The 23,305-nt window shown below is 35.6% G+C and carries 23 protein-coding genes; 17 read left to right on the top strand and 6 right to left on the bottom strand.

The window, feature by feature from the left end:
• Window position 1 precedes the first annotated feature (1 nt).
• A complete protein-coding gene (gene glyS, locus B0X80_RS09055) occupies window positions 2-2,068 on the top strand; it encodes a glycine--tRNA ligase subunit beta (RefSeq protein WP_077339646.1) in 2,067 nt (688 codons plus the stop codon).
• Between the two features lie 79 nt (window positions 2,069-2,147).
• On the opposite strand, the gene tusA is transcribed toward glyS, so the two are convergent.
• Complete coding sequence (gene tusA / locus B0X80_RS09050) at window positions 2,148-2,402, bottom strand: sulfurtransferase TusA (RefSeq protein ID WP_077339644.1); 255 nt, start codon at window positions 2,400-2,402, stop codon at window positions 2,148-2,150.
• A gap of 278 nt (window positions 2,403-2,680) precedes the next feature.
• Between tusA and B0X80_RS09045 the strand changes: the two genes are divergently transcribed.
• The 4 genes from B0X80_RS09045 to B0X80_RS09030 all read left to right on the top strand — a co-directional run bounded on the left by B0X80_RS09045 (window position 2,681) and on the right by B0X80_RS09030 (window position 8,343).
• Window positions 2,681-4,579 (top strand): lytic transglycosylase domain-containing protein, encoded by a 1,899-nt coding sequence (locus tag B0X80_RS09045; RefSeq protein ID WP_089024859.1) that lies wholly within the window; start codon window positions 2,681-2,683, stop codon window positions 4,577-4,579.
• Window positions 4,580-4,683: 104 nt separating this feature from the next.
• On the top strand, window positions 4,684-6,000 hold the full coding sequence (gene pepQ, locus B0X80_RS09040; protein WP_077340130.1) for a Xaa-Pro dipeptidase: 1,317 nt from the start codon (window positions 4,684-4,686) through the stop codon (window positions 5,998-6,000).
• A 3-nt stretch (window positions 6,001-6,003) separates the two neighbouring features.
• Entirely contained in the window at window positions 6,004-6,636 is a 633-nt protein-coding gene (locus B0X80_RS09035; protein WP_077339642.1) for a YigZ family protein, read from the top strand.
• Between the two features lie 225 nt (window positions 6,637-6,861).
• Window positions 6,862-8,343 carry a TrkH family potassium uptake protein gene (locus B0X80_RS09030; protein ID WP_077339640.1) on the top strand — a complete coding sequence of 494 codons (1,482 nt, stop codon included), beginning with the start codon at window positions 6,862-6,864 and terminating at the stop codon, window positions 8,341-8,343.
• Window positions 8,344-8,352: 9 nt separating this feature from the next.
• Here B0X80_RS09030 and trkA read toward each other — a convergent pair whose 3' ends face one another.
• The 4 genes from trkA to def are packed head-to-tail and all read right to left on the bottom strand — an operon-like array spanning window position 8,353 to window position 12,584.
• The gene (trkA, locus tag B0X80_RS09025) at window positions 8,353-9,732 is read right to left on the bottom strand and encodes a Trk system potassium transporter TrkA (RefSeq protein WP_077339638.1); all 1,380 of its coding nucleotides are present in this window, start codon (window positions 9,730-9,732) and stop codon (window positions 8,353-8,355) included.
• A gap of 1 nt (window position 9,733) precedes the next feature.
• Entirely contained in the window at window positions 9,734-11,050 is a 1,317-nt protein-coding gene (gene rsmB / locus B0X80_RS09020) for a 16S rRNA (cytosine(967)-C(5))-methyltransferase RsmB (RefSeq protein ID WP_077339636.1), read from the bottom strand.
• Complete coding sequence (fmt, locus tag B0X80_RS09015; RefSeq protein WP_077339634.1) at window positions 11,050-12,051, bottom strand: methionyl-tRNA formyltransferase; 1,002 nt, start codon at window positions 12,049-12,051, stop codon at window positions 11,050-11,052. The genes rsmB and fmt overlap by 1 nt, the downstream gene beginning before the upstream one ends.
• A gap of 20 nt (window positions 12,052-12,071) precedes the next feature.
• Complete coding sequence (def, locus tag B0X80_RS09010) at window positions 12,072-12,584, bottom strand: peptide deformylase (protein WP_076417383.1); 513 nt, start codon at window positions 12,582-12,584, stop codon at window positions 12,072-12,074.
• 115 nt (window positions 12,585-12,699) lie between these two features.
• Here def and B0X80_RS09005 point away from each other — a divergent pair, with 115 nt between their 5' ends.
• From B0X80_RS09005 to B0X80_RS08950, 12 genes are all read left to right on the top strand, one after another.
• Window positions 12,700-13,794, top strand: coding sequence for a LysM peptidoglycan-binding domain-containing protein (locus B0X80_RS09005; RefSeq protein ID WP_077339632.1), 1,095 nt, complete (start codon window positions 12,700-12,702; stop codon window positions 13,792-13,794).
• A 39-nt stretch (window positions 13,795-13,833) separates the two neighbouring features.
• Window positions 13,834-14,976 (top strand): DNA-processing protein DprA, encoded by a 1,143-nt coding sequence (gene dprA, locus B0X80_RS09000; protein WP_077339630.1) that lies wholly within the window; start codon window positions 13,834-13,836, stop codon window positions 14,974-14,976.
• A 53-nt stretch (window positions 14,977-15,029) separates the two neighbouring features.
• Window positions 15,030-15,503 carry a DUF494 family protein gene (locus tag B0X80_RS08995; protein ID WP_077339628.1) on the top strand — a complete coding sequence of 158 codons (474 nt, stop codon included), beginning with the start codon at window positions 15,030-15,032 and terminating at the stop codon, window positions 15,501-15,503.
• A gap of 93 nt (window positions 15,504-15,596) precedes the next feature.
• Window positions 15,597-16,160, top strand: a complete 564-nt coding sequence (locus B0X80_RS08990) for a DNA topoisomerase family protein (protein ID WP_077339626.1) — start codon at window positions 15,597-15,599, stop codon at window positions 16,158-16,160.
• A gap of 163 nt (window positions 16,161-16,323) precedes the next feature.
• Window positions 16,324-16,806 carry a 5-(carboxyamino)imidazole ribonucleotide mutase gene (purE, locus tag B0X80_RS08985; protein ID WP_077339624.1) on the top strand — a complete coding sequence of 161 codons (483 nt, stop codon included), beginning with the start codon at window positions 16,324-16,326 and terminating at the stop codon, window positions 16,804-16,806.
• 9 nt (window positions 16,807-16,815) lie between these two features.
• Window positions 16,816-17,955, top strand: coding sequence for a 5-(carboxyamino)imidazole ribonucleotide synthase (locus tag B0X80_RS08980; protein WP_077339622.1), 1,140 nt, complete (start codon window positions 16,816-16,818; stop codon window positions 17,953-17,955).
• A 101-nt stretch (window positions 17,956-18,056) separates the two neighbouring features.
• Window positions 18,057-18,602, top strand: coding sequence for an L-threonylcarbamoyladenylate synthase type 1 TsaC (tsaC, locus tag B0X80_RS08975; RefSeq protein ID WP_077339620.1), 546 nt, complete (start codon window positions 18,057-18,059; stop codon window positions 18,600-18,602).
• Window positions 18,599-19,504 (top strand): oxygen-dependent coproporphyrinogen oxidase, encoded by a 906-nt coding sequence (hemF, locus tag B0X80_RS08970; RefSeq protein ID WP_077339618.1) that lies wholly within the window; start codon window positions 18,599-18,601, stop codon window positions 19,502-19,504. The genes tsaC and hemF overlap by 4 nt, the downstream gene beginning before the upstream one ends.
• Before the next feature lie 34 nt (window positions 19,505-19,538).
• Window positions 19,539-19,919 (top strand): diacylglycerol kinase, encoded by a 381-nt coding sequence (locus tag B0X80_RS08965; RefSeq protein WP_077339616.1) that lies wholly within the window; start codon window positions 19,539-19,541, stop codon window positions 19,917-19,919.
• Between the two features lie 125 nt (window positions 19,920-20,044).
• Window positions 20,045-20,722 (top strand): OmpW/AlkL family protein, encoded by a 678-nt coding sequence (locus B0X80_RS08960; protein WP_077339614.1) that lies wholly within the window; start codon window positions 20,045-20,047, stop codon window positions 20,720-20,722.
• A 108-nt stretch (window positions 20,723-20,830) separates the two neighbouring features.
• The gene (aroE, locus tag B0X80_RS08955; protein ID WP_077339612.1) at window positions 20,831-21,646 is read left to right on the top strand and encodes a shikimate dehydrogenase; all 816 of its coding nucleotides are present in this window, start codon (window positions 20,831-20,833) and stop codon (window positions 21,644-21,646) included.
• Window positions 21,647-21,874: a hypothetical protein gene (locus tag B0X80_RS08950; RefSeq protein WP_077339610.1), complete on the top strand. Its 228-nt coding sequence runs from the start codon at window positions 21,647-21,649 to the stop codon at window positions 21,872-21,874.
• A gap of 84 nt (window positions 21,875-21,958) precedes the next feature.
• Here B0X80_RS08950 and B0X80_RS08945 read toward each other — a convergent pair whose 3' ends face one another.
• Window positions 21,959-22,504: a gamma carbonic anhydrase family protein gene (locus B0X80_RS08945; protein WP_077339608.1), complete on the bottom strand. Its 546-nt coding sequence runs from the start codon at window positions 22,502-22,504 to the stop codon at window positions 21,959-21,961.
• Window positions 22,505-23,305: the final 801 nt, after the last annotated feature.

Below are 23,305 nucleotides of genomic sequence, written 5' to 3'. Positions count from 1 at the left end.
TATGTCTAAAGAAACATTATTAATAGAATTAGGTACTGAAGAGTTACCACCAAAGAGTTTAAAAACGCTGGCTATTACTTTTTTTGAGCAAATTAAATCTCAATTAGATAGTGCTAATTTAACGTATAGCGATATTAAATGGTTTGCTACTCCTAGACGATTAGCGGTTAAAGTTATCGATTTGGATGAAAAGCAAGAAGATAAAGAAATTGAAAAAAGAGGCCCTGCAGTTAATGTTGCTTTTGATGAGGCTGGAAAAGCAAGTAAAGCTGCTGAAGGTTGGGCACGTTCAAATGGCATAACCGTTGAGCAAGCTGAACGATTAAAAACAGATAAAGGTGAATGGTTACTACATAAAGCTATTCAAGCAGGTAAATCTGTTGATGAATTAATTCCAGCTTTTGTTAATCAAGCAATTAGCAAACTGCCTATTCCTAAACCAATGCGTTGGGGGAGTACTAGAACTCAATTTATCAGACCTGTTCATACTTTAGTTATGCTTTATGGTTCAAAAATTATTGCAGGTGAAAGCTTAGGTGTATCATCAAATAATCTTGTTACAGGACATAGATTCCACCATCACGGTTTAGTGACTATTGATCATGCTAACAACTATGAATCGCTGATGCACAGTGCTTATGTTATGGTTGATTATGATAAACGTCAGCAACTTCTTTTAGAGCAAATAAAAGTAGTGGCTGAGGAGATCAACGGTGTACCACTTTTAGACGACGACCTGATTGATGAAGTAACAGCTTTGGTTGAGTGGCCTGTTGCTTTAGTGGGAAGTTTTGATGAAGATTTTTTAAATGTTCCACCTGAGCCTTTAATTTATTCAATGAAAGACCATCAAAAATATTTTCCTGTAAATGGTAAAGATGGAAAATTATTAAATCAGTTTATCTTTATTACCAACATTGAAAGTAAAGATCCAAATCAAGTCATATTTGGTAATGAGAAAGTTATTCGACCACGTTTAGCTGATGCAGAGTTCTTTTTTAAAACTGATAAAAAACAAACGCTTGAAAGTAGGTTGGCTAGTTTAGAATCGGTATTGTTTCAAAAGCAATTAGGTACGCTTAAAGCTAAATCAGAACGTATTGCAGCGTTAAGTGAGTTTGTGGCAAGTAAGCTTGGCGAAAATACTACTGATGCGAATAGAGCTGGATTACTCAGTAAAACAGACTTAATGTCTGAAATGGTATTAGAATTCCCACAGGTACAAGGTACTATGGGAAAATACTATGCACAGCATGACGGTGAAAATGATGCTGTTGCTCAAGCATTAGAAGATCAATATAAACCTAGGTTTTCAGGTGATACATTACCTGAAGGTAATATCGGCTGTACTGTAGCAATAGCAGATAAAATTGATACTTTAGTTGGGATTTTTGGTATTAACCAACAACCTAAAGGCGACAAAGACCCATTTGCACTACGCCGAGCAGCTATAGGTTTGATCCGTATTATTATTGAAAAACAGCTTAACTTAGATATTGCGGATCTATTAACTAAAAGTATTGAACTTTATGGTGCAAAATTAACAAATGATAATACACTTGAGCAAGTCATTGAATTTGTATTAGGTCGTTATAAAGCGTATTACCAAGAACAAAATATTAGTGTAGATGTAATTCAAGCAGTATTAAATAATTCACCAACAGCGCCATTAGATTTTGATAAGCGTATTCATGCGGTAACACACTTTAAACAATTGCCTGAAGCAGTAACTCTTGCTGCAGCAAATAAACGTGTTGGTAATATTTTAGCTAAGTTTGAAGGTGAATTATTTACTAGCGTAAATGCCGACTATGCTTGTGAATCAGCAGAAACAGACTTGTTAGCTATTTTTGAGCAAGTAAGTGCTAAAGTTAAACCATTAACCGATGCTAAAGAATACCAAGCTGCATTGTCTGAATTAGCCTTATTAAGAGATCCTGTTGATACCTTCTTCGATAATGTGATGGTAATGGCTGATGATGAAAACGTGAAAGTGAATCGTTTAACATTATTAAACGATATTCGTAATAGCTTTTTGGCAATAGCTGATATTTCAGTACTCCAATAAACTTACGTAATTAAAGTATATAATTTCAAAAGGAAGCTTTATGCTTCCTTTTTTGTTTTTGAAATATTGAGTTGTATGCTTATTGTTTTTTTATTAAATAACAATAAGGTTTGTCATTAACCTTCATACTAAGCAATTCATGATCCATAAATCTGCAAAAACTTGGAATATCCCGAGTCGTAGAAGGGTCGTCAGCGGTGATCAATAACGTTTCACCTACTTCCAGCTGTCTTATTTTTTTTCTAATCATCATCACAGGCTCTGGGCATCGTAAACCAATTGTATCTAATTGGTGATTAGCTTTTTCAAATAACTGGTTTGTTTGTTCAGTCATCTAACACTCTAAAGTAGGGTAAAAGTCGGCTAATTTTAAACTTAGCGTTATTTTAATCAACCATTAATCAACTTTATAAAATAAAAATATTTACGTTTAGATAGAGATATAAAAGAGGAGAAATCAAAAAAGTGACATAAAATCTATATAAGGTTATTGAGTTCGGTTATTTAGTTACAAAAAACCATTAAAAATAATTATTTAACCTTGATTTATAAAGCGTCGCATGAATAATCTATAGTTAGTTTATCTCTTTACTTTTTAAGGCTTGGGCCAAGTTGTTTTTAAAAAATGTTTTATTCGTTTTTATTCTTTTATCGAGTTTTATAGTTAACGCTGTTGAAAATACCGCTTTTCGTAAAATGTATTTAGATGCAGAAAAACAAATATGGTTATCTAAACCTGATGAATTTAAAAAGCTGTATCAACAATTACATTATTACCCATTACAGCCATATTTAGATCAACAGCGCTTAATGCATAAAATAAGCATTACTGATGGTAAAGAAATAACAACGTTTCTAGATAAATACCAAGGTACTCCACTTGATTGGCCGTTAAGAAAAAAATGGTTAGAATATTTAATTGATAATAAACAGGAAAGTTTATTTTTATATCATTATAAATCATCAAGCAGTGCAACATTAAATTGTGCGTATTATCGTTATAGCTTAAAAAAAGGCGTTGCTGAAAAAACTATTCTCCCTAAAGTAACCAAACTTTGGACGGTAGGTAAATCGCAACCTAAGATTTGCGATCCCTTATTTAAAAAATGGCAAAAGGCTGGTTATAGAACTGAAAGCATTATTTGGGAACGTATAGGTAAAGCAGCAGATGGTGGTGAACACACGCTATTACCATATTTAACAACATTGCTACCTAATTCTCAAAAATATTTAGGTAGCTTATGGCATAAAGTTAGACGCAATCCTGCTTATATCCTTCGTAGTAATGTCTTTAAAAAATTCAACGAACGTGAAGCTGAAATTTTTACTTATGGCGTAAAGCGACTTATTTGGCGAGAGCCTGACAAAGCGATTGATATCTTTACTAAGTTAAAAACTAAATTAAAGTTAACTAGCGTACAACAAAAAGAGATAACACAAAGCTTTGCATTATCTTTAGCAAATAAAAATCATCCTAAAGCTCAAAAGTGGCTACATATGGTTGATGAGGATTTTCTTAATGAGAGTGTTGTACAGTGGAGAATTGCTGACGTATTGAGAAAGCAAAACTGGGAACTTATTTTAAGAGAGTTAGAGAGTTTTCCTAAAGCTTTGCACCAGACGAAACAATGGCAGTACTGGCACAGTAGAAGTTTGATAGAAACCAATAATAAAGAGCAAGGCGTCGCGGCATTAAAACAGTTAGCTAATACACGCCATTATTATGGATTTTTAGCCGCCGGTTATTTAAACATCCCTTTTAATTTGCAAGATGAACCCATTAAAACCACAGAGATTGAAAAAAATACGCTATTACAGCACTCCGCAGCTAAACGTGCCTTCGAGTTGTTTCATATTGGTAAATATAGTGATGCAAGAAAAGAATGGAATTACTGGTTATCTCAGTTAAATGATCATGACAAGTTGATAGCTTCAACAATTTCTTATGATGAAAAATGGTTTGACCGCGCTATTTTTACTTTATCCAAAGTAGGGTATTTGAATGATGTTGATTTAAGATTTCCTTTAGCTTTTCACAAAAATATTACCAAATATTCCAAGAAAAATAATATAGATCCTGCATGGGCTTTTGCTATTGCACGTAGAGAAAGTTCGTTTATGCCTGACGCTAATTCAGGTGTTGGAGCAAAAGGCTTAATGCAAATAATGCTAGGAACAGCTAAACAGTTAGAGCGTAAAAGGGTATCAACTAAATATCTTCTCAATGCAAAAAATAACATAAAGCTTGGTACTAAATACTTAAAAATACTCTCAGATCAATATAAAGGCAATAATGTATTAGCAACGGCATCATACAATGCAGGACCACATAGAGTTAAAAAGTGGGCGAAAGAAGCGAAAGGAATGCCTATTGATATGTGGATTGAAACCATACCTTTTAAAGAAACGCGTGAGTATGTAAAAAGTGTTATGGCATATCAACAAATTTATCAGCATAAAATTGGTAAAAAAGAACCTTTATTTGCCGACCTAGTTAAAAATAAAATTTAGGATAAAACAGCTATTCTTATCGTTGAATAGCTGTAAATATAAATATAGAGTCTCATTCTAGTGTTACAATATAGGAAACGTTTCACGGAATTGATCAAATGAAAATGAATGAGTTACTAAAACATTATCCTGCCCATATAGCTGAACTACAAAAAAGAAGTAAAAGCGCATTACAAAGAGATAACCTCCAAGGGTTGGTTATTCATTCTGGACAAGAGATCAAAGTTTTTCTTGATGACTATGGTTATCCCTTTAAAGTAAACCCTCATTTTAAAGTATGGTTACCACTTACTAATTTACCTAACTCATGGTTAATTGTGAATGGTGAAGACAAACCAACACTTATTTATTATCAACCTGTAGATTTTTGGCACAAAGTGGAAGTGTTAGAAGATAATTATTGGAACGAGCATTTCAATATAAAAATTATTACAAATGCCACTGACGTTGATAAGTTATTGCCTTACGATAAAAAAGGCTTTGCTTATATAGGTGAACATATTGAAGTAGCAAAGGCTTTGGGTTTTGAATCAATTAATCCAGAGTCGCCATTAAATTATATTCATTATCATAGAGCCTATAAAACAAAATATGAACAAGAGTGTATGCGCTGTTCAAATGCTATTGCTGTAAAAGGGCATAAAGCCGCTAAAGCTTTATTCTTAGAGGGGGCGTCAGAGTTTGATATTCAACAAGCTTATTTAAAAGCAACAGAACATACATGTAATGATACACCTTACGGCAATATTGTTGCTCTGAATAAAAATGCTTCAATTTTACACTATACAGCATTAGAAAAATTGGTACCTCAAGCACATCGATCTTTCCTAATAGATGCTGGTGCTAGTTTTAATGGTTATGCCTCCGATATTACTCGTACCTATTCTTTTAAACGTGACAAATTTGCTGAACTGATCACTCGTATGAATACTTTAATGCTTAATGCCGTAGATGGTCTTAAACCGGGTGTGAACTATGTTGATTTGCATATTCAAACGTATAAAGATATAGGTAATGTTTTAGCTGAGTTTGGTTTTATTAATGTAACCGCAGAACAAGCTTTTGAAGCGGGCATTATTTCTACCTTTTTTCCTCATGGATTAGGTCATCATTTAGGTCTACAAACTCATGATGTTGGTGGGTTTATGGCTGATGAACGAGGTACGCATGTAGCTTCACCTGATGAACATCCCTTCTTAAGAACATCGCGAGTTATTGAAGTTAATCAGGTGTTTACTATTGAACCTGGACTTTATTTTATTGATTCTTTATTAGGGGATTTAAAGGCCTCTAAACATTCATCAATGGTTAACTGGAGTGCTGTTGAAGAAATGCGAGTGTATGGCGGCATTAGAATTGAAGATAATATTATTGTGCATCAACTTCATAACGAAAATATGACTAGGGACTTAGAACTGTAGCTTGTGTCAAAATCGTATTTAGTTGCCAAAAATAATGTTATTGAGGAAGTTGTTGTTAACCGCAGTCGGTTTATTTGTTATTTAACGCCGTGTTCATCAATTGATACGGTAAAAACATTTTTGAAAGAACTTCAGCAACAACATCCTCAAGCATCCCATCATTGCTATGCTTATTTATCTGAAAGAGCCGATAGTAGTCAACACTATGGCTTTTCAGATGATGGAGAACCTTCTGGCACAGCAGGAAGACCTATGCTGTCTGCGCTACAAGGACATGGGGTAGGTGAGATTTGTGCTGTTGTTGTTCGTTATTTTGGTGGTACAAAGTTAGGAACTGGTGGTTTACAAAGAGCTTATGGTGCCAGTGTTCGTCAAGCATTAACCCTGTTAACGAGTAAAACTAAAATACCTATGGTTTCTAGAACGCTAGCGTGTCAATATACTCAAATAAACGACGTACTACATGTTATTGATAAGTCAGAGGGTATTGTTGTTGAGCAAGAGTTTTTAGAGCATATTGAATTATTAGTTAAATTGCCTGAAGACAACCTTGAAGTAACCGAACAGCAAATACAAATTATTTCATCGGGTTCTATTACCTTGCGTAAAGTGAATACAACTGAAGATACTAAGTAACTTGATCTCGGTTTAATAGGTGTTTAGTAAATAGAAATATAACAAAAAATAATTTTTCTTAATTCAATGCAAATTTGGCGTCAATAGCAAGTCTATTGTAAGTAAATATAACGCAGAAATTAGGAAAATAGCTGCTAGATAAGCATTTGTTAAGCCGAGTTCAGGTTAAGTAGAGTCAGTTACTTAAATTTATTAATAAAACATTAAGAATAACGACAACAAAACGTGCAATACAAAAATATAATTCGAATTTTAGGGCTACTTGTTACCATACTTAGTGTGACTATGTTGCCACCGGCATTAATCTCTTTGTTATATAGAGATGGTGGTGGTTTATCCTTTTTAATGTCTTTTATCTTTTGTTTAGTTGTCGGTATTATTTCTTGGTATCCCAATAGGGAGTATAAAGGTGACTTAAGACCCAGAGAGGGTTTTTTAATTGTTGTACTTTTTTGGACCGTTTTAGCTAGCTTCTCTGCCATTCCTTTATTATTGCTTGAAACCCCTAATTTATCTTTTGCCGATGCCTTTTTTGAGTCTTTTTCGGGACTAACTACCACAGGCGCCACTATTTTAACAAAAATAGACGGTTTACCGCATGCTGTGTTGTGGTATCGCCAGCAATTACAGTGGTTAGGTGGTATGGGGATTATTGTGTTAGCCGTAGCTGTTCTTCCTATGCTTGGCGTTGGTGGTATGCAACTTTATAGAGCTGAAACTCCTGGGCCAGTCAAAGATTCAAAAATGACACCAAGAATTGCCGATACTGCCAAGCATTTATGGTATATATATCTTTCTTTAACCATTCTTTGTTCGCTATGTTATTGGCTGGCGGGGATGTCAACATTTGACGCCATTTGTCATGCGTTTTCCACCATCGCAATAGGTGGTTTTTCTACGCATGATGCAAGTATGGGGGCTTTTGGTAGTCCACTAATTAACTTTATTTGTGTATTCTTTTTATTAGTTGCTGGTGTTAACTTTGCGCTTCATTTTGCTGTATTGCACAGTAAATCGTTACGTAATTATTTTTATGATCCTGAGTTTAAAGTTTTTATTGCTATTCAATTTGTTTTAACGGCAATTTGTTTTATTGTGTTATTGGCACATAATACATATAGCAATGAATGGCAGGCTTTAGATCAAGCGTTATTTCATGCGGTATCTATGAGTACCACCGCGGGCTTTGCCACATCGGTGCCTATTGTTGATGGTGTTACACCTGTTTCATTTGCTGGCTGGCCAACCTTATTACCTTTGCTTCTTATATTTTCAAGCTTTATTGGTGGTTGTGCTGGTAGTACTGGTGGTGGAATGAAAGTTGTTCGTATTCTTTTATTATACTTACAAGGCTTTAGAGAGCTTAATAAGTTAGTTCACCCTAAAGCTATTTTTACCATTAAATTAGGTAAAAAAGCATTGCCAGATAAGGTTGTTCAAGCTATTTGGGGATTCTTTTCAGCTTATACTGCTGTATTTGTTGTGTGTATGTTGTTATTACTTGCTTCGGGAGTTGATAACATTACCGCGTTTACAGCGGTTGCTGCTTGTTTAAATAATTTAGGTCCCGGATTGGGAGAGGTGGCGACTAACTTTTCAAGTCTTGGTGACTTTAGTAAGTGGGTGCTTATAGTTGCTATGTTATTTGGGCGACTTGAAATATTTACTCTACTTGTTTTATTCACGCCAGCATTCTGGCGATCTTAAGTTTAGCTATTAGTAAAAACTAAGCGCATCAAGTTGAAATAAAGCTTCTACTTCAGAGATATAACGTTTATTAACTAAAAATATAATAACTTGGTCGTTAGACAAAATTTTAGTTTTCGAATGAGCAATAATAACTTCGTTTCCTCTTACTATTGCTCCTATATTTACACCCGGAGGAAGTTTTAAGGTTTTAACGGTACGACCTACAACCTTAGATGACTTTTCATCACCTTGGGCCGCTATTTCAATTGCCTCAGCAGACCCCCCTCGTAAACTATATACATTAGCTATATTACCACGGCGTACATGAGTTAATAACGCTGAAATAGTTGCGTGTTGTGGTGATATTGCAATATCAATATTACTGCCGTGTAGTAAGTCTACATAAGCTTCACGCTGAATAAGTACCATAGCTTTTCTTACGCCTAAGCGCTTAGCTAATAATGAAGACATGATATTGGCTTCATCATCATTAGTTACTGCGATAAATACATCAAAGTGATCTATATGCTCTTCAAGCAGTAGCTCTTGATCGGAAGAGTCGCCAGTAAATACAAGGGTATCATTTAATTCAGATGCTAAATATTCTGCACGTTCAGGCGAACGCTCAATCAATTTTACTTGATGGTTTTTTTCTAATATACGCGCTAAACCAGAACCTATGTTACCGCCACCAGCAATCATAATACGTTTATAGGCGGGTTCTAACTTTTGAAGTTCGTTCATTACCGCACGAATATGAATACTTGCTGCGATAAAAAATACTTCATCATCGGCTTCAATGATTGTGGTGCCTAGAGGCCTGATCGGTTTACCGTTTCGGTAAATAGCAGCAACACGAGTATCTACATTAGGAATGTGTTCTTTAATGGTAGAAAGAGCATGGCCTACTAATAATCCACCATAATAAGCTCTAACAGCAACTAAACTGACTTTTCCATCAGCAAACTCTAATACTTGTAAAGCGCCAGGGTAATCAATTAAACGTGCTATATCACGGGTTACGAGTTGTTCAGGTGCAATAATATGATCAACAGGAATGTTTTCGTTTTGAAATAATTGATCTTGATATTTAAGTATTTTAGAAGAGCGAATACGAGCAATTTTGGTACTGGTTCTAAATAACGAATAACAAATTTGACAAGCAATCATATTAATTGCGTCATCACTTGTTACCGCAATAACTAAATCAGCGTCTTCGATACCTGCTTTGATTAAAACATCGGGATGAGAACCTTGCCCTTGAACCACTTGAAGATCCATTTTGTCTTGTAGTTCGAGCAAGGTTTCATTGTTGATATCAATAAGGGTAATTTCGTTTTCTTCTCTAACTAAGTTTTCAGCTAGTGTTCCACCTACTTGCCCTGCGCCAATAATAACTATTTTCATTTTATTGTTCTTTTTTGACTAATTTAGCGTAGTAAAAACCATCCATCGAATGCTCATTAGGCAATATTTGCCAACCAACATCAGCATCATTATCTGTAATTGAAATATGTTCTACGTCATTATTATTTTCAATAAAACGTTGAACTTGTAGGTTATTCTCTTCAGGTAAAATACTACAAGTTGCATACAGCAAAGTACCACCTGGCTTGAGTAATGACCATATGTTTTTTAGTATTTGTGCTTGTAGTTCTGTTAACTTTTCAATGTCGTTAGCTTTGCGAAGCCATTTTATATCAGGGTGTCTTCGAATAACGCCTGTACCTGAACATGGTGCATCAAGTAATATTTTGTCGTAAAGGTTTCCATCCCACCAATCTTTGCTGGCGGCATCACCCGTAATAACTTTAGCTTTAAGCTGTAAACGCGCTAAGTTTTCATTAACTCGCACAAGACGGTTTTCATCTATATCAATTGCTGTCATATTTGCTAGGTTAGGTACTCGTTCTAGCATATGACAGGTTTTTCCGCCGGGAGCTGCGCAGCAATCAAGTACGTTGTCAGCTTCTTTGCAATCAAGGAGTATTGCAGCTTGTTGTGCAGCGCCATCTTGTATAGATACGTGACCTTGCGCAAATCCAGGGAGCTTTTCTACACCAACAGCTTGGTTAAGTTTAATGGCTTGGCTTTTTGGGTCTACGTATTCAAAGGCAATATCTGTGTTATTGAGTTGTTCAAGGTAGCTGTCTATAGAGTTATGCTGTTGGTTTACCCTAAGCCACATAGGCGGTCGTTCTTGGTTAGCTATTAAAATACTTTGCCATTGTTCAGGGTAGGCAGCTTGAATTTTTTTAATAAACCAACCGGGATGATTATATTTAATAGGATCTGGTAATTCAGCTTGGGTTGTATTGGTTAATTGCTTTTCGACTTTTCGTTGATAATTACGTAAAACACCGTTAACTAGACCACCTAAATGTCTGTTTTTTAGAGCGTTTGCGGCTTCTACCGTTTCACTTACCGCAGCATGGTCTGGAATGCGCATGTATTTTAATTGATATATTCCTACTAACATCAAAAAATGAAATACACGTTGTTTTCCTTTTAATGGTTTTTCTATTAATTGTTGAACTTCGTTTTCTAATTCAGGTAAGTAGCGTAAAACGCCATAGCAAATCTCTTGTAGTAGGCCTTTATTTTTAAGATCAATTTTAGCCATTTGTTTAGGGAGTTCGTCACCTAAACTTCTTCCTTGATCTATTACAGCATAAGTACATTTAGCAGCAAGCGCTCTAATGTTAGTCGGCTTATTATTAGCCATTATTGTGCTCCTTGGTTTATAGAGGCTATACCTGTAATAGGTTGTCCTACAACAAACCAATCTGCTCTAGCATTAATAATATCGCTAACAGGTAGGGCTTTCTTGCCAGGAATTTGAAGTGTTTCTAATTGTATGGCTTGGTCAGCTGTGCCTGTTGCTACTAAAATTCCATTTTTATCTACAGACATAATAGTGCCTGCTGTTGCATTTGACTGTGTTTCAATAATACTTGCTTGCCAAATACGAATACGATGTTCTTTTTTTGACTTGCTTTCAATATAAGTAAATTGTGCAACAGGCCATGGAATATAAGCTCTAATTTTGCGGTGTAGTACTAAAGCGTTTTCGTTCCAGTTTAACTCAGCTTCGGCTTTGTCTAATTTAGCTGCATACGTTGATAGTTCGTGATTTTGTGGTTCGCGTGTATAAGCAGATGTGCTCATCAGTGTTAATGCATCGGTTAATGCTTTAGGGCCTGCGATAGCTAGTTTTTCATATAAACTTGCACTAGTATCTTTAGTGGTAATTTCGCAAGTCGCTGTAGATATCATATCACCAGTATCAAGACCTTTATCCATTTGCATAATGGTGACACCCGTTTTACTGTCGCCAGCTTCAAGTGATCGTTGAATAGGTGCTGCGCCACGCCATTTAGGCAAAATTGAGCCGTGTACATTAATACAGCCTAAGCGTGGTGTTTCTAATATCACTTCAGGGAGGAGGAGTCCGTAAGCAACAACAACCATAATGTCAGCGTTATAAGTGGCTAAATGTTGTTGATCTACAGTGTCTTTAAAGTTAATTGGTTGTTCTACGGGTAAGTTATGCTCTAAGGCTAACAGCTTGGTAGCACATGCCATCATTTTTTTACCACGACCTGCTGGTTTATCAGGAGGGCAATAAACAGCAACGACATTGTGTTCTGAATCGATTAATGCTTTTAGATGTTGTGCAGCAAAATCAGGTGTACCTGCAAATATGATATTAAGAGCTTTAGACAATTGACTTCCTAAATGTAGTGTTAGTTGGCGTTATTCAAACGCGCTTCTTTTTCAAGTTTCTTTTTTATACGCTGGCGCTTGAGCGGTGAAAGATAATCAACAAATAAAACGCCTTTTAAATGGTCAAGTTCATGTTGAATACAAATCGCTAATAATTCTTCGCCGTCTAAGGTAAATTCTTTACCATTAACATCAAGCGCTTTTACTGTTACTTTTGTGTGTCTATCAACTTTTGCATAATGACCAGGCACAGATAAACAGCCTTCTTCATTAATTAAAGTCTCTTCACTTTTCGCGATAATTTCAGGATTTATGAAGACAAGCGGATTTTCTTTATTTTCAGAGACATCCATTACAACGATCTGTTGGTGTATATCAACTTGAGTTGCTGCTAGACCGACACCGTTTTCGTCGTACATGGTTTCAAACATATCATCAACAATGCTTTTAATATTGTCGTTAACTTCAGTAACTTGTGTTGCTTTTGTTCTTAGTCTTTCGTCTGGAAAGCGTAAAACAGATAAAATAGCCATAATTTTCCAAAAGGGTTCGCGAAATTTCGCATAGAATGTTATGTTTCAATTTTAACTACTAATTTTAATTAATAATAGTGGTTTAGGATAAATGCTTAAGAATAGGAAGACTAGCATGCAAAAAAAGGTCTTATTAATAATAATTAGCTTACTTTTACCTATGAGCTTATTAGCGGATGAATTAACGTTAAATAAGAATGCCCCTAAATCTTATACCGTAGTAAAAGGTGATACGCTTTGGGATATTTCAGGTGTTTTTTTAAAGCAGCCTTGGTTGTGGCCTAAGTTATGGCGAATTAATCCAGACATCAGTAATCCACACCTTATCTACCCAGGTGATGTTTTACGCCTAGTGTATGATAAAGACGGCAACCCTATGTTAGTAAGAGAGGGGGGGGGTAAACCTCAATTAAAGTGGTCTCCTAAAGTTAGAACCACGTTAAAAGATCATTCTCCTGTAAATACTATTCCTTTAAATATTATTGCTCCTTACATTAAGTATGATGCTCTTTTTTCAGAAGAAGAATATGAAAAGTTACCTTATATTCTAGGGAGTAACGAAGGTTTTAAATCAAGTATCGAAGGGTTTAATGTTTATGTTAATGGTGATTTAGATGTAGGCAAGAGCTATGCTATTTATGAAAAAGGCGATGAAGTTTTTGACCCTGAAACCTTTGAGAGTTTAGGATACTACGCACGTTTAGTTGGTACATCAAAAGCAATTAGAACAGGTGATATAAGTAAGAAAGAACCATCTACTCTTTATGTTGATAGCGCTAAGCGCGAAATACATTCTGGTGATTTTGTTGCCCCAATTAATGAAGGGCAAATGTTACCATCGTTCTTTACTATGCAAGCGGCTAAAACAACATTAACAGGCTCAATTGTAAAAGCATCATCTGATGCTCGTGAGTTTGGTAAGCTTGAAGTAGTTATGATCAACCGGGGCAAGCGAGACGATGTTCAATTGGGTGATGTATTGTCTGTTAGAAGACAAAGTCCTGCAGTTATTGAAACGGGTAAAGGGCCTATGTATAAAAAAGATAGTTCACGGTGGAATTTACTATCATCAGCAGAAGGTGAATATAATATGCCCGTTGAACCTGTAGGCAATATGATGGTCTTTAAAATTTACGATAAAGTGAGTATGGCATTAATCTTACGTACATCTAAACCTTTGAGGTTGTCTGATATAGTAACTGCACCATAAAATAATAATGCAAACAGCCTGATCTTAAGGAGAAGATATATGGCTACTGAAGTTACATCAACTACAAAAAAATCTAATGCACATTATTGGCTAGCGTTAAAGTTTATACCTCGGCTAGCCATTCATAAAAAGCTTCGTTTAGTTCAAGAGATTGGACTGATGAAGCTTTTTTCATCTGTAACATCGATACCTTCACTTCATTTAACAGAGAAACAACAGTCTGCTATTACTCATCCAGATTGGGATAAGATTAATAAAGTTATAACCGATAGTAAGCTATGTGGCAGTGATATCGTTTGTTTTGATGATGAAGAGTACCCAGAAAGGCTTAAGCAGATATATGATCCTCCGCTAGTTTTATTTACTCAAGGTAATAAACAGCTTCTGTTAGAACCTCAAATTGCTATTGTTGGTAGCAGGGGAGCTACACCTTTTGGACGAGAAAATGCTTTTGTTTTTGCTGGAGATTTAGTTAAAAAAAGTATTGTTATTACCAGTGGTCTGGCTTTAGGCATAGATGCCGAGGCACATAAAGGAGCACTTTTTAATAATGGTAAAACAATCGCTGTAGTTGCTACAGGTTTAGATCGCGTTTACCCAAGTAGACATAAAAAATTAGCTCACGACATAGTGAATAGCGATGGTCTTATTGTTAGTGAATTTGTTCCTGGTACAGTGCCTAAAGCTGGCTTTTTTCCTAAAAGAAATCGGATTATCAGTGGTATGAGCTATGGGGTTTTGGTCGTTGAAGCGACGATCAAAAGTGGCTCATTAATTACTGCACGCTGTGCTGTTGAGCAAAACCGGGAAGTGTTTGCTATTCCTAGTTCAATAAAAAATCCACAGGGTAAAGGTTGTCATTGGTTGATTAAACAAGGAGCAAAGTTAGTTGAGGAATGTAATGATATTATTGAAGATCTTAATATTCCGTTAAAAACTGGTCTACACTTAAATTTAAAGAGTGAGCAAGAAGCGCTTCAGTCTAATCTACAAGAGAAAAAAAATCATCAAGAGGACTTGTTTAACGATTCATTGTTAGATAATGTGGGATATGAAATTACTCCTATTGATGTCGTGGTATCTAGGAGTAAGCTACCCATAGATGTAGTATTAACACAGTTAACAATATTAGAGCTGAAAGGTTTAGTGTCAGCTGTTCCAGGTGGTTACCTGAGAATTTAATAAGTAAAATTTATCGTTAGTTTGTTATATAAGTGTTTATTAAGGGGTTAGTTATGTTTGATATCTTAATGTATTTATTTGAAAATTATATTCATAGTGAAGCCGAAGTTATGGTTGACCATGATGTTTTAACTGATGAATTAACGCGAGCTGGTTTTCATCAAGATGAAATATATAAAGCGCTTACTTGGTTAGAAAAACTTGCAGCACTTCAAGACAGCGATGCCTATCCCTACTTAACACGTATTGCGAGTAAATCTACACGTGTTTACACATGTGAAGAAATGCAATTATTAGATGTAGAGTCTCGAGGGTTCTTAATGTTTCTTGAGCAAGTTAATGTATTAGACTTTACCACGCGTGAAATGGTTATTGACCGTGTTATGGAGTTAGATACTCAGTTTTTCTCAATTGACGATCTTAAATGGGTGGTTTTAATGGTGCTTTTTAATGTGCCTGGTAAAGAAACTGCATACTCACAAATGGAAGACCTTATATTTGATGAGCAAGAAGGGCCACTTCATTAGCTATCTTTGGTTAGTTAATCACCTCAATTTTATGGCATAATGCGCAACTTGAACTAAAACTATGACTTAGTTCGTATGAAACAGGTGCGTTTTATGTCTAAATCTGAAGATTCAATTTTTAAACATCATGAACATGCGTTAGAAAAAGCGTATGAAACTTGCCCTACTTGTGGTGCTGAGTTATCAATCAAACATGGTAAGTCTGGCTCTTTTTTGGGATGTAACAATTATCCTAATTGTGAATATACACGTCCCGTTGTTGAGCACGAAAAAGTAGAAGATACCTTATTAGCAGGAACTCACTGCCCACTATGTGATAGCACGTTAGCTGTTAAGCAAGGCCGTTATGGTATGTTTATTGGTTGTACTAATTTCCCCGAATGCGAGCATATCGAAGATACCAATCAAAATGACGATATGGATGTGCATTGTCCGAATTGCGCCAAAGGTAAATTATTCGAAAAAACCAATCGTTACGGGAAAACCTTTTATTCGTGTGATCAGTATCCATCATGTAAATACGTTATAAACTATCAACCTATTAATGAATCGTGTCCTGAATGTCATTGGGCAATTTTAGTTTCTCGTAAAATGGCAAGTGGCGACATCGTTATGTGCCCGCAAAAGAAGTGTAGCTTTAAGCGGAAGGTTATATAACGTGCTTAACCATTATTAAGACCAAGTTTAACTATTAAAGTACAAAGATTGATAGCGACTTGAGTTTTTATCTATTTCGAACAAGGTTATAATGTTCGACTGTTAACGTCTCGATACGAGACATTTTAAAATTTAACTTAATATAATTTAAAGGCGTTTGATCATGAAAGTAGGTATTATCATGGGTTCTAAGTCGGATTGGCCGACAATGAAACATGCAGCAGATATGCTAGATCTTCTTAATGTTCCATATGAAACTAAAGTAGTATCAGCTCACAGAACCCCTCACTTACTTGCTGAATATGCAGAAAGTGCTAAAGAGCGCGGTATTAAAGTTATTGTTGCTGGCGCTGGTGGTGCAGCTCATTTACCGGGTATGGCTGCAGCGTTCACAAGTTTGCCTGTTTTAGGTGTTCCTGTGCAATCAAAAGCTTTAAGTGGTCAAGATTCTTTATTATCTATCGTGCAAATGCCTAAAGGTATTGCGGTAGGGACTTTAGCTATTGGTAATGCTGGCGCTGCGAATGCTGGCTTATTAGCGGCACAAATTATCGGTACTCATGACGAAACCGTAATGGCAGCGATTGAAAAGTTTAGAAAAGAACAAACCCAAAATATTCTCGATAACCCAAACCCTGCGGAATAGGTTATTTAAATGAATGTTTTAGTATTAGGCGCAGGCCAGTTAGCCAGAATGATGGCATTAGCAAGTAAACCTCTAAATATTAATGTTAGAGCTTACGATGTTGGTAGCGAACGCGTTGTTGACCCTTTATCACTGAGTGTAGATTATGGTGATTTAGCCCAAGGAATTTTAGATGCTGATGCAATTACCGCTGAGTTTGAACATATCGCTCATGATGTACTTGCAGCTTGTGAACAATCAGGAAAGTTATTTCCTAGTAGCCAAGCTATTAAAACCGGTGGTGATAGAAGGTTAGAAAAAACTTTACTTGCACAAGCTGGCGTTGCCAATGCTAAGCATAAAATTATAGCGAATAAGTTTGAATTTGATGAAGCCATAGAGTCGCTAACTTTACCCCTTATTATGAAAAGTGCGCTAGCAGGATACGACGGTAAAGGGCAATGGCGCTTAAAAGATAAATCTGAAGCAGAAGCTATTTGGCAAGAGATTAAATCATTTATTGAAGGTGATACCAGTGGTCGGCCACAAGCTATTGTTGTTGAACAAATGGTGCCTTTTGACCGTGAAGTTTCTATGGTGGGTGTTCGTAGTAAAACAGGACAAACCTTAGCGTATCCTCTTACTGAAAATCATCATAGTAAAGGTGTATTAAGTGTTTCGTTAGCCATTAACGAGCATCAAAATTTGCAAGCTCAAGCAACTGAAGCCTTTGATAAAATCGCCAATGCTTTAGACTATGTAGGTGTACTTGCTATAGAGTTTTTCCAAGTGGGAGATTCTTTATTAGTAAATGAAATTGCTCCACGTGTGCATAACTCTGGACACTGGACTCAACAAGGTGCTGATACTTGTCAGTTTGAGAACCATATAAGAGCTGTTTGTCAATTGCCTTTAGGTTCTACCGAGTTAGTTAGACCTACAGCTATGATAAATATACTCGGTACAGATAGCGTTCCACATAGTATTCTTGAAATACCTAGTGTAACACTTCATTGGTACGGTAAAGGTAAAAGGGCGGGGCGAAAAATGGGACACATCAATGTGTGTGGTTCAACTCGAACTGAATTAATTAGTCGGTTAACTCAATTATCAACAATGTTACCTAATGCTGATTTTCCTGATGTAAACGAATACGTGAGTACACTCTAATATAGCTGGTTAAATATAAAGCGCGTTTAGCGCTTTTTTATTTTAGTAGTAAGTCGTCGTGATATGTCTAATTTAAATTATTGATAATAAAATACGGTCTAATGTTTACAGCAATTGAAATTTTTCAACAAGGTGGCGTTATTGCTTATCCAACTGAAGCCGTATTTGGTCTTGGTTGTGATCCTGATAATCAAACGGCAATTGAAAAATTATTACAAATCAAAAATAGAGATAAAGCCAAAGGGCTTATTTTACTTGCGGGTAGTTTTGAACAATTAACGCCATACATTGATCTTTCTAAGCTGACTAATACACAAATTGACTTAATATTAAGTCGTTGGCCAAACGGTGTTACTCAAGTATTGCCTGCTCAGGCTAGTGTCTCTTCATACTTAACAGGCGACTTTTCTACTATTGCAGTGAGAGTTACCGATCAGCCTGATGTTGTTTCATTGTGTTCACAAACCAAAAAACCTATCGTTTCAACAAGTGCTAATTTATCAGGGCTAGAGCCAGCCAGAACATGGCAAACATTAGATCCCACATTAACTCAGATGATTGATCACTTAATAAAAGGTGAAACGTTAGGTTATATGCAACCATCAAAAATTATTGATGGTTTAACTGGAGAGGTTTTTCGCACATGAGTGCTGTAAATATAGAAACTGTTGTTGAATTTTTAAAAGGTTTACAAGACCAAATTTGTGCTGCGATAGAACATGCCGACGGCCAAGCTAAATTCGTTGAAGATAATTGGGTTCGCCCTGAAGGTGGTGGCGGACGTACACGAGTTCTAACTAACGGAGGCGTTGTTGAGCAAGGAGGAGTTAACTTCTCTTTAGTTTCAGGTGATAAACTTCCACCATCAGCAAGCGCTCATCGACCGGAACTCGCTGGACGAACTTGGAAAGCCTGTGGTGTATCTTTAGTTATACATCCCAAAAATCCTTATATTCCTACATCACATGCTAATGTTCGCTTTTTTATTGCAGAAAAGGAAGGTGAAGAGCCTGTATGGTGGTTTGGTGGAGGATTCGATTTAACTCCCTTTTATCCGTTTGAAGAAGATATTGTTCATTGGCATCAAACCGCTAAAACACTGTGTCAGCCTTTCGGTGATTCTGTTTATCAGCAGCATAAAGCATGGTGCGATGACTACTTTTACTTAAAGCATCGTGATGAAACACGAGGGGTTGGCGGTTTATTTTTTGATGATTTAAATGAGTGGGGTTTCGAAACTTGTTTAAATTATATAAAAGCTGTGGGATCAGGATTCATCGATGCTTATATACCTATAATAGAAAAACGTAAAAATAAAGAATACGGTGAGCGCCAACGTCAATTCCAATTATATCGTCGTGGTCGTTATGTAGAATTTAATTTAGTTTTTGATCGCGGAACTCTTTTTGGTTTGCAGTCTGGCGGTAGAACAGAATCTATTTTAATGTCGATGCCACCTCTGGCGAGATGGGAATACAATTTTCAAGTTGACGAAAGTTCTGAAGAACATAAGTTAAGTCAGTACTTAGTTCCTAGAAACTGGGTATAGTTATACACCGAGATAAATAGGCATAGGGCGTTTCATGTCAGGTAAAAATAAATCAGGTCATATTGAAAGAATTTTACCTGCAATTAAAAATAGTATTGCGGGATTGTTCTTAGCCTATAAAAATGAAATCGCTTTTAGACAAGAAGTTTTTCTATTTTTAATATTATCGCCGATCGCTTGGTTGATCAGTGCAAGTTTTGTTGAATTATTTTTACTAGTGTTTTCTCTTGTTTTTGTTTTGGTAACTGAACTCCTTAATTCTGCGATAGAAGCTGTTGTTGATAGGGTTGGGTTAGAGCATCATGAGCTCAGCGGTCGTGCAAAAGATATTGCTTCCGCTGCAGTATTTGTTGCGATTTTATTTTTCTTGATGGTTTGGGGTTATAAAGTCTATCAGTATTTTGTGCTAAGTTGATTTAGATCAGAATTCAATTCTTTAATTTGTTCCTTGAGCTATATGAATAGAACAAATTGAGCTAAATCAAATTTTTGTTTAATGATCCTCTTTAAAATATCGGCAATAACTTAAAGGGAATCATCATGAAAAAAAATATTTTAACACTAACACTTTGTACTATATTATCCACATCTACATTTGCTGCTGATTATCAATCGGGTGATATTGTTGTACGTGGTGGTATCACGAATGTAAACGCAAGCAGTGATCATACCTCCATTTTTCTCAATAATACTGATTCATCAATGACTTTAACGGTTGATGATAATTCTCAGTTAGGTTTAAATTTTTTATACTTCTATAGTACCAATATCGCGATAGAGGTTTTAGCTGCAACCCCTTTCACACATGATGTAACTATTCATGATAAAAACGCTGTACTTAATGTTGATGGAGCAAAGTTAGGTGAAGTTACACAATTGCCACCGACCATTAGCGTACTTTATTATATTGAAAACCAATCAGTTTTTAAGCCTTATGTTGGCCTGGGAATTAACTACACCATATTTTTTGATGAGAAATTTGAAGATGCACCAAAAAGTTTAGGTTTAAGTAATTTAGAACTAGATGGATCTTTCGGTCTTTCATATCAGTTAGGTGTTGATTACTTAATTAATGATAACTTCCATATTAATGCTTCGGCTCGTTATATTGATATATCTACCGATGCGACTTTTGATGTTGGTGGCGAAAGCATAGGCAAGGCAACCATAGATGTAGATCCTATGGTTTATTCTATAATGCTAGGGTATAAATTTTAACTACACACTTTTAATAAAACAATTTCATCTAAAAAAGCATCGATAAGTCGATGCTTTTTTGTTGATTCTGATTTAAGCTAAAAAAAACAGCGTTAAATAGAATTAATTATGGATCACTATCTCGTTTACGGTAACCCAATAAAACAATCTAAATCCCCTTTTATTCATACTGCATTTGCAAAAGAAACAAATCAAAACATTGAATATAAAAGTCAGTTAGCAGAATTAGGCGAGTTTGAACAAACGGTTAAGCTCTTTATTAAAGAAGGAGGTAAAGGGGCCAATGTTACTGCACCTTTTAAAGAGGAAGCTATGGCAATGTGTGATGAATTATCTGAACACGCTCAATTTTCTGGTGCAGTAAATACACTAACCTTCAAAAATGACAAAATTTATGGTGATACTACCGATGGTGTTGGATTAGTGAATGATCTTTTATCTCACAACGTTGAGCTAGAAAATAGTCGTATTTTACTCTTAGGAGCTGGTGGTGCTTCAAAAGGTGTTGTCTTGCCTTTACTCAATCAAAAACCTAAACATTTAACAATTGCTAACAGAACAGTATCTAAAGCAGAAACAATCGCGCAGCAATATGCTAACCAACCTATAACAGCCATGTCGTTTGAAGATGCTAATAAACAAGAATTCGATCTTATTATTAATGCTACATCAGCAGGATTATCAGGTAATGGTGTACCTATTTCAGAAACTCTTATATCTAATAATACTGCATGTTACGATATGACTTACGGTAAAAGCTTAACCCCCTTTCTTCAAATGGCTACTAAGCAGAACGCTAAACAGATAATTGATGGTTTAGGGATGTTAGTAGGGCAAGCTGCTGAAAGCTTTTACCTTTGGCGTGGTGTTCGTCCAGAAACTAGCAAGGTATTAAACGAATTACGTAAAGAGTTAAGTCAGTAAATGAATCAAGCTATTATTATTAATGACGATTATGAATTTAATCACAACAAACAGTATTGGCAATGTTCAGCCATGTTGTCTGGAGAAAAAGTCATTATTATAATTAATAGCAGTGTTTCATCTAATGAGCTAACGCAAGCTATTAAATTTGATTGGGAATATGTAATAGAGGAATGGTTCGAAGAAAACGAGCCAAATAATAATACAGTAGAAATTACGATTAAATAATATGTATACCCGTTACCAATCATATGCTCTGAAATATGCACCTTTATTGGAAACGGGTCTATACAGAAGGTGGCGAATTACTTCCTATACTTCTTCATCTAAGTATTCATTTTTAAAGCGAACATAGTTTTCAGCAGATTTTTTAAGGAATTGAAACTCAGAGTCTTTAAGTTTACGTGCTTGTTTCATGGGATTACCAACATATAAATAACCACTCTTTAATATTTTGTTTGGAGGTACTAAAGTTCCAGCACCTATAAATACATCATCTTCAACTACAACCCCATCCATTATAATAGCGCCCATACCTACCAATATACGATTTCCAACAGTACAGCCATGTAACATGCACTTATGGCCAATAGTTACATCTTCACCGATAATTAAAGGGTAGCCATTAGGATTATTCGAATTTTTATGAGTTACATGTAATACAGAACCGTCTTGTACGTTTGATCTATTACCAATAGAAATAGAATTTACATCACCTCTTATAGCAACTAATGGCCAAATACTCACTTCGTCACCAATTGATATATCACCAATAAGAACCGCGGAAGTATCAATATAAGTGTTTTTACCAAAAGTAGGGGAGATGTTTTTAAAGGATCTAATGTTAATCGTATTCATATTAAGTAGATTTTCCAATTTTAATTTTGTTTATTTTAACAAAGAACCATAAAAATAACGTAAAAAGCAAAAATAAGAAAACAGTTAACGTATATCAAGTCATATATATCACTGATAAATAGCTCTTTAAATACACGAAGTGTTGATAAATAACACAACAAAACCAAGGTCTGTGTGAAAATCCAGCAAACGGTAAGTTTTTTCAAAATAAGTGTTGACGTCACCTCAAAAATCTCTAAAATGCGCTCCACTTCTTCAGGGAAACCCAGAGAAGGTAAGTATAGGAAATACTTAGTTCACTTAATAAGGACAGCGAAGTGATAGTTTTGATAGGTTTAGTTAGGCTTAATTGGCCGATTAAACAAAAGATAACTTTTAAAATCTTTTAAAAAGAATTTCAAAAAGTTGTTGACATCAAAACTGAGGCGCGTAGAATGCGCATCTCGCTTCAGGCAAGGCCTGCAGCACAAGAGTTTAACGAATGCGATTAACCTCTTGCTTCTTTTATAAAAAGAAGCCTTTCTTTAAAAATTAGTTATCATGCAATTTGTGTGAACATTCACATTAAGATTGATTTTACATAGTCGGTTTTATTACTTAGGTAATAAGAAAGACGTAAAACAGCTTATGTTGATGTCACACAAAAAAGTATAATTTAGTATTTATATTAAATTGTACGTTTTATGTAGTTATCTACTTATGTAGGTAACACGACAGAATTCATTGAGCAGCATCGCAAGATGCACAAACGATTTATAATTGAAGAGTTTGATCATGGCTCAGATTGAACGCTGGCGGCAG

Origin of the sequence: Pseudocolwellia agarivorans (assembly GCF_002000085.1) — a bacterium.
Classification (GTDB): domain Bacteria; phylum Pseudomonadota; class Gammaproteobacteria; order Enterobacterales; family Alteromonadaceae; genus Pseudocolwellia; species Pseudocolwellia agarivorans.
Note: the sequence above shows the minus strand (reverse complement) of the source record. Positions and strands in the feature narration are given on the sequence as shown.